The sequence below is a fragment of the Streptomyces sp. SAS_270 genome, from assembly GCF_052543295.1.
The window spans coordinates 18,598-33,111 of the sequence record NZ_JBMNDS010000061.1 but is presented as its reverse complement, the minus strand read 5'-3'; the positions used below and the strand labels follow the sequence as shown (position 1 = coordinate 33,111).

Genomic DNA, 14,514 nt, shown 5'->3' with positions numbered 1-14,514 from the left:
TGACTCGCGGACTAGCTCTTGGCCACCGCGGCCTTGGACTTGGCCGCCTTGGCCGCCGGGGCGGGCACCGTCTTGGCTGCGTCGTCCGGAGCGGCCGAGACCGCCGCGTCCACACCCGGTTCGGCGGCGGGCTCCTGCGGCTTCACACCGACGCCCAGCTTCTCCAGGATCTTCTTCTCGATCTCGTTGGCGAGGTCGGGGTTGTCCTTCAGGAAGTTACGGGCGTTCTCCTTGCCCTGGCCGAGCTGGTCGCCCTCGTACGTGTACCAGGCACCGGCCTTGCGGACGAAGCCGTTCTCCACGCCCATGTCGATCAGACCGCCCTCGCGGCTGATGCCCTGCCCGTAGAGGATGTCGAACTCGGCCTGCTTGAAGGGGGGCGCGACCTTGTTCTTGACGACCTTGACGCGGGTGCGGTTGCCGACCGCGTCGGTGCCGTCCTTCAGCGTCTCGATACGGCGGATGTCGAGTCGCACCGAGGCGTAGAACTTCAGGGCGCGGCCACCCGTCGTCGTCTCCGGGGAGCCGAACATCACGCCGATCTTCTCGCGCAGCTGGTTGATGAAGATCGCGGTGGTCTTCGACTGGTTGAGCGCGCTGGTGATCTTCCGCAGGGCCTGGCTCATCAGACGGGCCTGCAGACCCACGTGCGAGTCGCCCATCTCTCCCTCGATCTCCGCACGCGGGACGAGCGCGGCGACGGAGTCGATGACGATGAGGTCGAGCGCGCCGGAGCGGACGAGCATGTCGACGATTTCCAGGGCCTGCTCGCCGTTGTCAGGCTGGGACAGGATCAGGTTGTCGATGTCGACGCCGAGCTTCTTCGCGTACTCGGGGTCGAGGGCGTGCTCGGCGTCGATGAAGGCCACCTGGCCGCCGGCCCTCTGCGCGTTCGCCACCGCGTGCAGCGTCAGCGTCGTCTTCCCGGAGGACTCCGGGCCGTACACCTCCACCACTCGGCCGCGCGGCAGGCCGCCGACACCGAGGGCGACGTCGAGCGCGGTCGACCCTGTGTGGATGACCTCGATGGGCTCGTTCGGCCGCTCGCCGAGGCGCATCACCGCGCCCTTGCCGAATTGCCGTTCAATCTGTGCGAGTGCGGCGTCGAGCGCCTTCTCGCGGTCGGTTCCTGCCATGGGTTCCACCCGGTTTGCTTGAGTCGATCGCTTCACGTCAAAGACGCTAACGCCTGCCACTGACAATGCGCCCCGACGCCCGTCCGGCCTGTGGATAACTCGGGCACATCTCCACGAAAACCCTCTCGAAATCCCCATCGAGAGGCTCGCCGGAGACTCCATGAGAATGGATGTTCGATTTTGGTGTCAAGCGCACCACGCGGCACCTCCGAGACTACGTTCACGGTCCGACATCACCCGTCACCGAACCTCCGCACCCGACGAGCCGGCACCGTACGACGACCGCGCGGCCCTACTCTCCCGGGCGTACGGCAGGAGTCTTCGGCCGTACGACGACCGCACGGCCCGGCCCGCGCAAGCTGAGCCCATGGAGAGCCGCAGCGGACCACGCACCCCAGCCATCCCCGCCCCCTTCACCGCCCCACTCTCTTCCCCCGGCACCACACCGGCGCTCGCGGTGCCGGGCCCGGGCACCCGGAGGACGACGAGAGCCGAACGCCTCTGCTACGGAACCGGTGCCGTACTGACGCTGTCCGGTCTGGCGCACCTGATGGTCTTCGCCGTCGACGGCGGCCCCTGGGAGGGGCCTGTCTCGTGGCGCAAGCCCGTCACGTTCGGGCTCTCTTTCGGGCTGACGCTGATCGCGATCACCTGGGTCACGTCGTATCTGCGCATCGGGACGCGGCTGCGCACGACGCTGCTGGTCGTGTTCGCCGCGGACTGTGTCGTGGAGGTCGGCGGGATCACCCTCCAGGCGTGGCGTCGGGTCCCCTCGCATCTCAACATGGAGACCACCTTCGACACCGCGGTCTCGATGACGCTCGCCGTGGGCGGCGGAGTGCTCGTGGTCCTGCTCACCGTGTTCGCCGTCGCCTCGTTCCGGCATCGCCCCGCGGGTCCCTCGGGGATGCCGCTCGCGCTGCGTTCCGGATTCGCGCTCCTGCTGGTCGCCCTCGTGTCGGGTGCGGCGATGATCGCGCGCGGAGTCGTCCTCACCCGGACCGGCCACCAGGAGGCCGCCTACCACTCGACAGCCCCGCTCAAGCCCCTGCACGGGGGGAGCCTGCACGCCGTCCTGGTGCTGCCCGCGCTGGCCTGGCTGCTGTCCCGCACGTCCTGGAGCGAGAGGACCGGACAACGCGTCCTGTACGCGGCGGTCGGCTGCTACGTGGCGGCCGTTCTCGGCGCGGGAGCGTGGGCAGCCTTCACCTACTGAGGGTTCTGCGGGGAGCCTTCCCCGTGCTCCCCGTGCTCCCCGTGCTCCCCGTGCTCCCCGTGCTCCTCTGCCCGCGGCTGCCTCCACAACCGCCGCACGCGCGCGAGGACGCTGCCCGAGGCCCGGCGGCGGTGCCCCTGCACCCGGGGGTCGTCGGTGACGTCGTAGCGCTTCACGTACGCCCCCAGGAAGGCCTGCAGGGTGGCGACCGCGGGAATGGCGACCAGGGCGCCGACGGCGCCGAGAAGGGCGGTGCCCGCGATGACCGACCCGAAGGCGACCGCGGGATGGATGTCCACGGTCTTGGCGGTCAGCTTGGGCTGCAGCACATAGTTCTCGAACTGCTGGTAGACCACGACGAAGATCAGCACCCACAGCGCGTACCAGGGGTCGATCGTGAAGGCGATCAGCATCGGCAGGGCGCCGGCGAGATACGTGCCGATGGTCGGAATGAACTGCGAGACCAGGCCGACCCAGACAGCAAGCACGGGCGCGTAGGGCACGCCCAGGGACTGCAACAGGATGTAGTGCGCGATGCCCGAGATCAGTGCCATCAGGCCACGTGAGTACAGATAGCCGCCGGTCTTGTCGACGGCGATCTCCCAAGCGCGCAGCACCTCGGCCTGCCGGGCGGGCGGCAGCACGGAGCACAACGCCCGCCGCAGCCGCGGCCCGTCGGCGGCGAAGTAGAACGAGAACAACGCGATCGTCAGCAACTGGAAGAGGCCGCCGAGCACCTGCGCGGACACGTCGAGGACGCCCGTGGCGCTGTTCTGCACGTACTTCCGCAGCCAGTCGGAACGGACCAGGCTCTGCTGGATGTCCACCCGTCTCAACTCGGTGTGGAAGGTGGTGTTGATCCAGTTGATGACCGAGTCCAGATAGTCCGGGAAGCCCTCGACCATCTTGATGATCTGGCCCGCGAGCATGGACCCGAGCAGCGTGATGAAGCCCGCCACCACGATCATCACCGCGAGGAAGACGACGAAGGTGGCCAGCCCACGGCGCATGCCGCGCGAGGCCATCCAGCTGACCGCCGGCTCGATCGCGAGCGCCAGGAAGAACGCGATGAGAATGTTGATCAGGAGGCCGGTGAGCTGGTGGAACGCCCAACTGCCCAGCTGGAAGGCGGCGATGAGTGCGAGGGCGAGCACCATCGCGCGCGGCAGCCAGCGCGGCATACGCCCGCCTCGCGCGACGGCGTCCTGGTCCGGGGGACCGGAGGGCGGTGTCGTGCCGAAGGGGGATGCGTGCTGGGCGACCTGCGCGGTCTCGTCTGTCGGGGCCACGGTGCAAGTCTCGCCCACGCCACCGACAATCGGTGACCACCCCTCGATCCTCGGGGCCCTTCAGCGGTTTTCGTGGGGAACGTTCATGGAAGTGCACACTGCGCGCCACACCTCCTTGGCCTCCCAGCCGGCGTTCAGAGCCTCGTGCACGGTGCGTCCGCCGAGCTCCGTCATCACATGATCGCGCGCGAAGGTGTCGGCGTACCCCGCTCCGAAGTGATCCGCCATTCGCTGCCAGAAGACCGTCAACCGCATGACTCCAGTATCCCGCCCCTGAGGGTGGGCCCTCGCCGGGACCACTTGTCGAGAACGCTTTCCGTCCTACGGTCTGACGCATGGCCGAAACAGGAGCATCCCCACTCCCCCCGACGCCCCCGGCGCAGACCCCGCTCTCGCGCGCCGAGCACTTCGTCTGGCTCACCGCGCGCGTGCTGGAGCAGCGCCTCTTCGCGTACCACTTCCTGAACGGGAGCGCCGACGCGGTGGAGACCGCGCTGACCGCGTACCTCAACGAGGACGACGGGTACGGTCACGCACTCGAACCCGATCTGCGCGGTCCGGTCAGCCAGCCACTGCACACGGCGCACGCGCTGCGCGTCCTGGACGCGATCGGGCGCTGCGGCGGGCAGCGCGTGGAGCGCGTGTGCCGCTATCTGACCTCCGTCTCCACCGCGGACGGCGCGCTGCCGGCGATCCATCCCAGCCAGCGCGGCTATCCGGCGGCGCCCTTCATCCCGGTCGTCGACGACCCGCCGAGCGAACTCCTCGCCACCGGGCCCGTGGTGGGCCTGCTGCACCGCAACGAGGTGTGGCACGCGTGGTTGTTCAGGGCCACCGACTTCTGCTGGCAGGCGGTCGATTCCCTGGAGAAGTCCCATCCGTACGAGGTCGAGGCCGTCGTGACCTTCCTCGACTCCGCGCCCGACCGCCCGCGCGCCGAGGCGGCCGCCGACCGCCTGGGCCGCCTGGTGCGCGAACACCGGCTCGCGGCCCTGGACCCCGAGCACCTTGAGTCGTATCCGGTGGCCCCCGGCTATGCGCCGGGAGAGCATCACTTCGCGCACGACTACGCGAAGACGCCGGGCTCGCTCGCGCGCGCGTGGTTCACCGACGAGGAGATGACGCGCTCGCTCGACTTCCTGGCGGGCGACCAGCGGACGGACGGCGGCTGGCCGGTCCGCTGGCGTCAATGGGCACCGGGCATCGCGTTGGAGTCCCGCCCGCGCGTGACCATCGAGGCACTGCGCACGCTACGGGCGTACGGGCGCCCCATCAGCTGAACCGCCCGGGGCTCCCGCGGGGGCACAGGGGGGCCTGTGCGCATCACAGGCCCCCTGTATCCCCTGGTCTCGCAATCGGTCCGTGCCCCGTCGTTGCCCCCGCCCCGATGCCTCAGCCCGTCATCGCCCGCACCCCCGCGGTCACCGCCACTGCGGCGGCGACCACCAGCAGGAAGGGCGCACGCAGAACGAGCGCGACGGCGGCTGCCGCGAGCCCGGCGGCCTTCGCGTCCACGACCAGCGTGTGGCCGTCGGCGAAGGTCTGCTGGGCCGTGAGGGCGGCGAGGAGGGCGACGGGCAGCAGGGCGGCGAGGCGCTTGACGAGCGGCCGTTCCAGCACGCCGGCCGGAACCAGGAGTCCGATGAGCTTGACGGCGTAGCAGCCGACAGCGGTCGCGCCGATGGCGATCCAGACGTTCACCGCTCCCCCCTCGCCCCGTTGTCGGTGGTCTTCATACGGCGACGCCCCTCTACGTAGAGGGCGGCGGGGGCGGCCAGCGCGGCCACCAGCACGGGAACTCCCGCCGGCAGGACGGGCAGCAGACCGAGCCCCAGCACAATCGCGAGACCCGCGACCGCACGCTCCGTGGTGCTCTTCAGCATCGGCGCGAGCAGCGCCAGGAAGACGGCGGGCCCTGCGGCGTCCAGCCCCCACGCGTCGGTGTCGCCGATGGCCTCGGCGCCGACGGCGCCGAGCAGTGTGGTGAGGTTCCACAACACGTAGAGGGTGAGGCCGGTGACGGTGAAGCCGATGCGGACGCTACGGCGCGTCGGCTGCGCGAGCGCGACGGCCGTCGTCTCGTCGATGACCCATTGGGCGGCGAACGGGCGCACCGCGCGCGGGAGGGCCAGCAGCTGCGAAAGGCGCAGCCCGTAGAAGGCGTTGCGCACACCTAGGAAGAAGGCGCCCGCCGCGGCCGTGAGCGGGTTGCCCCCGGCGGCGAGCGCGCCCACGAGAGCGAACTGCGAGGCGCCGGTGAACACCAGAAGACTGAGCGCACAGGTCTGCAGCAGCGTGAGCCCGCTGCCGGCCGAGGTCACCCCGAAGGCGAAACCGGACAGTCCGACGGCGACCCCGACCCCCAGGGCGTCCCGGACGACGGCGGCGTCGGGTTTTCCGCCGTCGTCACTGCGTATGTCTGCGAGAGCTTGCTGTTCTGCCACGCATCGGATGGTAGGAGAAGGTTCCCGTGTGGGTCTTGTACGTTCTTGCGCAAGCCCCGGCGTTCCCGCTGGTAGGCGCCCGGCGGGACCCCGACGACGCGGGTGAAGTGACGGTTCAGATGAGGTTGGTCGGTGAACCCGACAGCGGCGGCGACCTCGGCCGGTGCGGTTCCGGCGTCCAGCAGATGCCGCGCCCGGCGCACCCGGGCATCGGTCAGCCAGGTGTGCGGCGGCATCCCGTAGGCGTTCCGGAACGCGCGCAGCAGCGCGAACGGGCTGGTGCCCAGGTCGGCCGCCAGCCGCTCCAGGGCCGGAGGCGCGGCCATGTTCTCCTCCAGCACGGCACGCGCGCGTGCCGCGACCCGAGCGCCGGCGCTCCGCACGGCACGCTGCGGCAGCGAACCGCCGTTCAGCCGCAGCAGCCGGGTCACCGCGACCCGTAGCAGGGTGTCGGCGGCCAGCGCGTTGCCGTCATCCGCGGCCCGCAGCACCTGATGAACGAGGCCTGCGGCATACGGATCATCGAGCACGGGACTGGTGAACCCCGGGGTGCCGCGCACAGTGGTGGTCTCGGCCGCGATCCCGGCCACCAACTCGGGCGACGGATAGACCGCCCCGTACCGCCATCCCTCGGGAACCCCGGCGCGGCCCGTGTGCGGCGTATCGGGATTGACCAGTGCCAGGGCGCCCGGCCCCACGTACTGATCGGCACCACCGTGGTGGAAGACCTCCACACCATCAGCGATCGCGGCGATGACGAAGTTCTCATGCGTATGCCGCACGAAGATCTTGTCGACATACCGCGCCCGCAGCAGATCGACCCCCGGCAACTCGGCATACCGCCAGTGCCGCGCCCGCTCCCCGGAACCACCCATGCCCCCATTCTGCGCCGCTCCACACCCCCATCAGCCCTCGCAGCGCTCCGCCCCTCAGCCGCCCCCGCCCCCACGCACCCGCGGCCGCGTACGCACGGCAGGGGACGGGCCGGAACGTCCGCCCGCAGCGGATGGCGCGTCACCGCCCTCCGCTTGTACGCGTCACCGCCCTCCGCTTGTAAAGGAACCGATTCCGCGCCAGACCGAGGACGGATGCTCCGGCCCGGCCCCGACCCACACCGACCGGCAGGCGCCGGGCGACAGACGGCAGACGGCAGACGGCAGACGGCAGACGGCAGACGGCAGAACGAGGGACCGGCAGGCGAAGGAACACCCCGCAACCCACGCCCCACCCGCCCCACCCTCAAGGGCATTCCCCCAGCTCAGCGCCATTGTCAGTCCCCGGGTGCAGGATGGACGCATGGTCAGCTCACCGCTTCGAGCCCTCGACGGCTTCTCCCCCGCGACCCGCGGCTGGTTCACGGGGGCCTTCTCCGCGCCCACCGCGGCCCAGGCGGGCGCGTGGAGAGCGATCGCCGCAGGCTCGGACGTGCTGGTCGTAGCCCCCACCGGCTCCGGCAAGACCCTGGCCGCCTTCCTCGCCGCGCTGGACCAGCTGGCGTCGGCCCCACCACCGGCCGACCCCAGGAAGCGCTGCCGAGTCCTGTACGTGTCCCCGCTCAAGGCGCTGGCCGTGGACGTCGAGCGCAACCTCCGCAGCCCCCTGACCGGCATCCGCCAGGAGTCCGTGCGCCTGGGCCTGCCCGAGCCCGAGGTGAAGGTGGGCATCCGCTCCGGAGACACCCCGGCCGCGGAGCGCCGCGCCCTGGCCACCCGCCCGCCGGACATCCTGATCACGACTCCGGAGTCGCTGTTCCTGATGCTGACGTCGGCCACGCGCGACGCGCTGACCGGCATCGAGACGGTGATCCTGGACGAGGTGCACGCGGTGGCGGGCACCAAGCGCGGCGCGCACCTCGCGCTCACCCTGGAGCGCCTGGACGAGCTGCTGCCCAAGCCCGCCCGCCGCATCGGCCTCTCCGCGACGGTCCGTCCGGTGGACGAGGTGGCGCGCTATCTTTCGCCGCGCCGCAAGGTGGAGATCGTCCAGCCGCCGTCGGGCAAGGAGTTCGACCTCTCCGTGGTCGTCCCGGTCGAGGATCTGGGCGAGTTGGGCGGCTCCCCGGCGGCCGACGGGAACGACGGGGCGGAGAAGCCCTCCATCTGGCCGCATGTCGAGGAGCGGATCGCCGACCTCGTCCAGTCCCACCGCTCGACGATCGTGTTCGCCAACTCCCGTCGGCTTGCGGAGCGGCTCTGCAACAGGCTGAACGAGATCGCGTACGAGAGGGCGACCGGCGAACCCTTGGAAGAGGCGCACGCCCCGGCCGAGCTGATGGGCGGCTCGGGCGCGGCCCAGGGGGCTCCTCCCGTCATCGCCCGCGCCCACCACGGCTCGGTCTCCAAGGAGCAGCGGGCGCTGGTCGAGGAGGACCTGAAGGCGGGCCGCCTCCCCGCGGTGGTCGCCACCTCCAGCCTCGAACTGGGCATCGACATGGGCGCGGTGGACCTGGTCGTCCAGGTCGAGTCGCCCCCGTCGGTGGCCTCCGGCCTTCAGCGCGTGGGCCGCGCCGGGCACCAGGTGGGCGCGATCTCCACGGGAGTCGTCTTCCCCAAGTACCGAGGCGACCTGGTCCAGGCGGCGGTGGTCACCGAACGGATGCGCACCGGCTCCATCGAGTCGCTCCGCGTCCCGGCGAACCCCCTGGACGTGCTGGCCCAGCAGCTCGTCGCGATGACCGCGCTGGACACCTGGCAGGTGGACGACCTGCTCGCCACGGTCCGCCGCGCCGCCCCCTTCGCCTCACTCCCGGAGTCGGCGTTCACCGCGGTGCTGGACATGCTCGCGGGCCGCTATCCGTCGGACGCTTTCGCGGAGTTGCGCCCCCGTGTGGTGTGGGACCGCGTCGGCGGTACGGTCACCGGGCGCCCCGGCGCGCAGCGTCTCGCCGTCACGTCCGGCGGCACGATCCCCGACCGCGGGCTCTTCGGAGTCTTCCTGGCGGGCGCCGACCCCAAGAAGGGCGGCGGCCGGGTCGGCGAGCTCGACGAGGAGATGGTCTACGAGTCCCGGGTCGGCGATGTCTTCACGCTGGGCACGAGTTCCTGGCGTATCGAGGACATCACCCGCGACCGCGTCCTGGTCTCGCCCGCTCCCGGGGTCCCCGGCCGGCTTCCCTTCTGGAAGGGCGACCAGCTGGGCCGGCCGCTCGAACTGGGCCGCGCGGTCGGCGCGTTCCTGCGCGAGGTCGGCTCGCTGCCGAAGGAGGACGCCCGCCTGCGCCTCCTCGCCGCGGGCCTGGACGCCTGGGCCGCGGACAACGTGCTCGCGTACCTCGCCGAGCAGCGCGAGGCGTGCGGGCACATCCCGGACGACCGCACGATCGTCGTCGAACGCTTCCGCGACGAGCTCGGCGACTGGCGGGTCGTCGTGCACTCCCCCTTCGGCGCCCAGGTCCACGCCCCCTGGGCTCTCGCGCTGGGTGCCCGGCTCTCCGAGCGGTACGGCATGGACGCACAGGTCATGCACGCCGACGACGGCATCGTGCTCCGCCTGCCCGACGCGGACCTGATGGGCCTGGACCTCCTCGACCAGGAGCCCGTGAAGGCGGGCGCGGAGTACGACGCCGAGCAGGCGCCCGTCGGCGCGGCGGACGTCGCCTTCGACAAGGGCGAGGTCGATCAGATCGTCACCGACCAGGTGGGCGGCTCGGCGCTGTTCGCGGCTCGCTTCCGCGAGTGCGCCGCCCGGGCGCTGCTGCTGCCGCGCCGCAACCCGGGCAAGCGCACCCCGCTGTGGCAGCAGCGCCAGCGCGCCGCCCAACTCCTTCAGGTGGCAAGCGAGTTCGGATCGTTCCCCATCGTCCTGGAGGCGGTCCGCGAGTGTCTCCAGGACGTCTTCGACGTCCCTGGCCTCACGGAACTGATGGGCGACATCGAGTCCCGCAAGGTGCGCCTGGTCGAGGTCACCACGCCCGAGCCGTCCCCCTTCGCGCGCTCCCTCCTCTTCGGCTACGTGGCCCAGTTCCTGTACGAGGGGGACTCGCCCCTCGCCGAGCGGCGCGCCGCCGCCCTGTCACTGGACTCACGGTTGCTGGCCGAGTTGCTCGGACAGGCCGAGCTGCGCGAGCTGCTCGACGCCGACGTGCTGACCGAGCTGGAGCGGGAGATCCAGTGGCTGACCGAGGACCGGCGCGTCAAGGACGCCGAAGGCGTCGCCGACCTGCTGCGGATGCTGGGCCCGCTCACGGACGCCGAGCTGACCGAGCGCGGCGCCGATCCGCAGTGGGCGCACGAGCTGGCGGGGGCCCGCCGCGCCATCCGGGTCCGCATCGGGGGCGCCGACCACTGGGCGGCGATCGAGGACGCCGGACGCCTGCGCGACGCGCTCGGCACGGCGCTGCCCGTGGGTGTCCCGGAGGCCTTCACCGAGCCGGTCAAGGACCCCCTCGGTGACCTCCTCGCACGCTACGCCCGCACCCACGGCCCGTTCACGTCGACCACGGCCGCCGCCCGCTTCGGTCTCGGCACGGCCGTCACGGACGGGGCACTGCAACGGCTCGCGGCCAACGGGCGTGTCGTGCAAGGGGAGTTCCATCCAGCGGGCATCGGCCAGGAGTGGTGCGACGCGACGGTTCTGCGCCGGCTGCGGCGCCGTTCACTCGCGGCCCTGCGCCACGAGCTGGAACCGGTGCCACCCGCCGCGCTCGCGCAGTTCCTGCCGCAGTGGCAGCACGTCGGCAGCGGGCACGGACTGCGTGGTGTCGACGGACTGGTGCGGGCGATCGAGCAGTTGCAGGGCGCGTCCGTCCCCGCGTCGGCGCTGGAGAAGCTCGTCCTGCCCTCCCGGGTCGCCGGGTACGCCCCGGCGCTGCTCGACGAACTCACCGCGGCGGGAGAGGTGCTCTGGGCCGGAGCCGGGGCGCTGCCGGGCAAGGACGGCTGGGTGTCTCTCTACCTGGCGGACGCGGCCCCCCTGCTCCTCCCAGACCCGCACCCCTTGGAACCGACGGCGCTCCACCAGTCCGTCCTGGACATCCTCTCCGGGGGCTACGGCCTCTTCTTCCGCCAGATCGCCGACCAGGTCCGCGCCACCACGCACCCGGACGTCACCGATCCCCAACTGGCCGACGCCATCTGGGACCTGGCCTGGTCGGGGCGGCTCACGAACGACATGCTCACCCCGATGCGCTCTCTCCTGGGCTCCGGCCGTACCGCAGGATCCACCGCCCATCGCGCCAAGCGCACAGTGCCGCGCGGCCGCTACGGCTCCTTGACGGCCGCCGCTCGCCCCGCCTCGCGCACCGGCCCCCCGACGGTCGCCGGCCGCTGGTCGCTGCTCCCCGCCCGCGAGCCCGACCGCACGGTGCGCGCCCACGCCCTGGCCCGCACCCTGCTGGACCGGCACGGTGTGGTGACCCGCGGGGCCGTCGCCGCGGAAGGCGTCGAGGGCGGCTTCTCGGCGACGTACCGCATCCTGTCCGCCTTCGAGGACAGCGGTCAGGCGCGCCGCGGCTATGTGGTGGAGGGACTCGGCGCCGCACAGTTCGCGATGGACGGCGCGGTGGACCGCCTGCGCGCGACGGCGAACGCGCGGGATCGCGGCGAGACCCTGCCCGAACCGGACTTCACCAACGCCTTCCCCACTCCGAACGGCTCCCCCGGGCCTGACAACGCCACGCCCAACCTGGGCTTCACCGACGCCCAGACCTACTCGGACCCCCTGCACGGCCACGACACCGCGAACGCCCCCGACCCTTTCGGCGACCTGGACCGGACAGCGTTCCCCGACTTCCGCGACACCTCCGGCCGTACGCGCCCCGGCGGTCCCACCGGATCGCCCGCGACCCCCGGCTCCTACACCTTCGCCGACGACCACGGCTTCTCCGCCGACTCCGCATTCTCGGCCCGCTCCGGCCGCCCGGGCTTCTCCCCCGCGGGCCGCGCCCGCCTCGGCAGCGGCCCCCGGGCCGTGGTCCTGGCCGCCGCCGACCCTGCCAACGCCTACGGTGCCGCGCTCCCCTGGCCCGAGCCCCCGACCGGCGCCGGGCACAAGCCGGGACGCAAGGCGGGCTCCCTGGTCGTGCTCGTCGACGGCGAGCTGACGTTGTACATGGAACGCGGCGGCAAAACCCTGCTGGCCTGGCCCGCCGACCCGGACGGCGCGGTCACGGACGACGTTCGCCTGCACACCGCCGCCGAGGCCCTCTCCGCGGCCGCCCGCGCGGGCTCGCTCGGCACGGTCACCGTCGAGCGCGTCAACGGCGCCTCCGCGCTGACCTCCCCCTTCGGCACCCTCCTGGAAGGAGCCGGATTCATCGCGACCCCGCGCGGGCTGCGCCTGCGCGCGTAACCCCCGCAACAGCACCCCCTTCCACCTCATCTGCACAACACCCCCCAGCAGCCCACGACAATCACCTCACCACCACACCCCGCCAAAACCCCCAACCCGTGCCACCCTGGACCCCATGCCCGAAGGAGACACCGTCTGGCAGGCCGCGAGGCGACTGCACATCGCGCTCGCGGGCAAGGTGCTGATCCGCTCCGACCTCAGGGTGCCCAAGTACGCCACCGCCGACCTGACCGGTCGCACGGTGCTGGACGTCACCCCCCGCGGCAAACACCTCCTCACCCGCATCGAGGGCGGTCTGACACTGCACTCGCATCTGCGGATGGACGGGGCGTGGAAGGTGTACGGAAGCGGCCAGCGCTGGAGCGGCGGCCCCACACACCAGATCCGGGCGATCCTCGGCAACACGGACCGCACGGCCGTCGGCTACCGGCTGCCCGTGCTCGAACTGCTGCGCACCGCCGACGAACCCCACGCCGTCGGCTACCTCGGCCCCGATCTCCTCGGTCCGGACTGGAACCCAGACAAGGCCCTGCAGAACCTCCTGAGCGACCCGTCCCGCGCCCTCGGCGAGGCCCTGCTCGACCAGCGCAACCTCGCGGGTATCGGCAACGTCTACAAGAGCGAGCTGTGCTTCCTTCTCCGGGTCACCCCATGGCTCCCCGTCGGCGAGCTCCCCGCCGACCTCGCGGCCCAACTGCCGTCCCTCGCCAAGAAGCTCCTGGAAGCCAACCGCGACCGCCCGGCCCGCAGCACCACCGGCCGCCGCGACCAGAACCTCTTCGTCTACGGCCGCGCACCACGCCCCTGTCTGCGCTGCCGCACCTCGATCCTGCTGGCCGACCAGGGCGACGGCTCCCGCGAGCGCGCCACCTACTGGTGCCCGACCTGTCAGTCGGGCCCCACCCCACCGCCGCCCGCCGCCCGACTTCGCGGAACTCAGCGACGTACGACTAATTGACGACCCGTCAGAAACCCTCGTACCGTCCCCTCATGGCCGTCAAGGCGTACGACCTCACCGGGCGCACCGCGTTCGTCACCGGCGCGGCAAGCGGTATCGGCCGCGCATCCGCCGCCCTGCTCGCCGAAGCGGGCGCCACCGTCCACTGCGCGGACCGCGACGCACAGGGCCTGCATGAGACGGCGGCCCTCATCAAGGACCAGGGCGGCATCGCGCACACCCACCTCCTCGATGTCACCGACCGCGCCCGGCTCGCGCAGGCGGTCGCATCCTGCGAACGCCTCGACGTCATGGCGGCGATCGCCGGGATCATGCACAGCAGCCCGGTTCTGGAGACCCGGGACGAGGACCTCGACCGGGTGCTGAGCGTCAACTTCAAGGGCGTGCTCCACGCCTGCCAGGAAGCCGCCCGCCTCATGATCGGGACGCACACACGCGGCAGCATCATCACCATGGCGTCGAGCGCCATCGACACCGGCGGCCCGGGGCTCCTCTGCTACAGCGCGGCGAAAGCGGCCGTCGTCCAGCTGACCAAGACCCTGGCGACCGAGGTCGGCTCGCACGGCATCCGCGTCAACGCGGTCGCTCCGGGCTGGATCCGTACGCCAATGACCGACCGGCACGGCGAGGCGCAGGACCGCACCGAGGCATTCATGGCCCGCCTTTCCCCCCTGGGCCGGGTCGGCGAACCGAACGACATCGCCCACGCCGTACTGCACCTGGCCTCCGACGCCTCATCCTTCACCACGGGCCAGATCCTCCGCCCGAACGGCGGCGTGGCAATGCCCTGGTAGCACCCCCGTCGCACGCCCCGCCCCCGAGCCCCGACCGCGCCCCCACGACACGCCAGCCCCCGGCCCCCTCAGCCCGTGCCCGCGTGACCGCCCCGCTGCGCCCCTGCCCGTGCCCCTGCGCCCCGCCGCCCCACCCCGGAGCGCCCCTTCGGCACGCAGTGCACGGGCAGCAGGCTCAGCCCCCACCCCCCGGTCGCGACCGCCCCCTCCAGCACCCCGGCGTCGGAGGCCAGCAGCAGCCGGAGCACCCCCCACCACCACAGCGCGCCGAACCCCAGAGCCACGGCCCAGCGCACCGCCCGTCCTGCCATGGCCGCCACCTCCAGCCCGACGCTAGACCGCCGCCCTCGCCCGCCGGCAGGGCGCATCGACGGCACAGGGGCGCACGC

12 protein-coding genes are annotated in these 14,514 nt (G+C 72.0%); 5 read left to right on the top strand and 7 right to left on the bottom strand.

The features are described from left to right. Window positions 1–11 precede the first annotated feature (11 nt). Window positions 12–1,136, bottom strand: a complete 1,125-nt coding sequence (gene recA / locus ACN6LB_RS31975) for a recombinase RecA (RefSeq protein WP_356136680.1) — start codon at window positions 1,134–1,136, stop codon at window positions 12–14. Window positions 1,137–1,503: 367 nt separating this feature from the next. Between recA and ACN6LB_RS31970 the strand changes: the two genes are divergently transcribed. Further along, window positions 1,504–2,352 (top strand): hypothetical protein, encoded by an 849-nt coding sequence (locus ACN6LB_RS31970; RefSeq protein ID WP_445028886.1) that lies wholly within the window; start codon window positions 1,504–1,506, stop codon window positions 2,350–2,352. Here ACN6LB_RS31970 and ACN6LB_RS31965 read toward each other — a convergent pair. Together ACN6LB_RS31965 and ACN6LB_RS31960 are read right to left on the bottom strand one after the other, a co-directional pair. Further along, window positions 2,346–3,641, bottom strand: coding sequence for an AI-2E family transporter (locus tag ACN6LB_RS31965; protein ID WP_445028885.1), 1,296 nt, complete (start codon window positions 3,639–3,641; stop codon window positions 2,346–2,348). The genes ACN6LB_RS31970 and ACN6LB_RS31965 overlap by 7 nt on opposite strands. Before the next feature lie 60 nt (window positions 3,642–3,701). Continuing rightward, on the bottom strand, window positions 3,702–3,896 hold the full coding sequence (locus tag ACN6LB_RS31960) for a DUF3046 domain-containing protein (protein WP_356136686.1): 195 nt from the start codon (window positions 3,894–3,896) through the stop codon (window positions 3,702–3,704). An 80-nt stretch (window positions 3,897–3,976) separates the two neighbouring features. On the opposite strand from ACN6LB_RS31960, the gene ACN6LB_RS31955 reads away from it, so the two are divergent. Then, a complete protein-coding gene (locus ACN6LB_RS31955; RefSeq protein ID WP_445028884.1) occupies window positions 3,977–4,921 on the top strand; it encodes a hypothetical protein in 945 nt (314 codons plus the stop codon). A 112-nt stretch (window positions 4,922–5,033) separates the two neighbouring features. On the opposite strand, the gene ACN6LB_RS31950 is transcribed toward ACN6LB_RS31955, so the two are convergent. The 3 genes from ACN6LB_RS31950 to ACN6LB_RS31940 are packed head-to-tail and all read right to left on the bottom strand — an operon-like array spanning window position 5,034 to window position 6,960. Further along, a complete protein-coding gene (locus tag ACN6LB_RS31950; protein ID WP_445028883.1) occupies window positions 5,034–5,342 on the bottom strand; it encodes an AzlD domain-containing protein in 309 nt (102 codons plus the stop codon). Further along, window positions 5,339–6,058 (bottom strand): AzlC family ABC transporter permease, encoded by a 720-nt coding sequence (locus tag ACN6LB_RS31945; protein WP_445028909.1) that lies wholly within the window; start codon window positions 6,056–6,058, stop codon window positions 5,339–5,341. Before ACN6LB_RS31945 ends, ACN6LB_RS31950 begins: the two co-directional genes overlap by 4 nt. Further along, window positions 5,959–6,960: an AraC family transcriptional regulator gene (locus ACN6LB_RS31940; RefSeq protein ID WP_445028882.1), complete on the bottom strand. Its 1,002-nt coding sequence runs from the start codon at window positions 6,958–6,960 to the stop codon at window positions 5,959–5,961. The genes ACN6LB_RS31945 and ACN6LB_RS31940 overlap by 100 nt, the downstream gene beginning before the upstream one ends. Before the next feature lie 421 nt (window positions 6,961–7,381). On the opposite strand from ACN6LB_RS31940, the gene ACN6LB_RS31935 reads away from it, so the two are divergent. The 3 genes from ACN6LB_RS31935 (at window position 7,382) to ACN6LB_RS31925 (ending at window position 14,125) form a co-directional block, all read left to right on the top strand. Continuing rightward, window positions 7,382–12,373, top strand: a complete 4,992-nt coding sequence (locus ACN6LB_RS31935) for an ATP-dependent helicase (RefSeq protein ID WP_445028881.1) — start codon at window positions 7,382–7,384, stop codon at window positions 12,371–12,373. 115 nt (window positions 12,374–12,488) lie between these two features. After that, window positions 12,489–13,331, top strand: a complete 843-nt coding sequence (locus ACN6LB_RS31930) for a DNA-formamidopyrimidine glycosylase family protein (protein WP_445028880.1) — start codon at window positions 12,489–12,491, stop codon at window positions 13,329–13,331. A gap of 32 nt (window positions 13,332–13,363) precedes the next feature. Continuing rightward, window positions 13,364–14,125, top strand: a complete 762-nt coding sequence (locus tag ACN6LB_RS31925; RefSeq protein ID WP_445028879.1) for an SDR family NAD(P)-dependent oxidoreductase — start codon at window positions 13,364–13,366, stop codon at window positions 14,123–14,125. A 68-nt stretch (window positions 14,126–14,193) separates the two neighbouring features. On the opposite strand, the gene ACN6LB_RS31920 is transcribed toward ACN6LB_RS31925, so the two are convergent. After that, window positions 14,194–14,436, bottom strand: coding sequence for a hypothetical protein (locus ACN6LB_RS31920; RefSeq protein ID WP_445028878.1), 243 nt, complete (start codon window positions 14,434–14,436; stop codon window positions 14,194–14,196). Window positions 14,437–14,514: the final 78 nt, after the last annotated feature.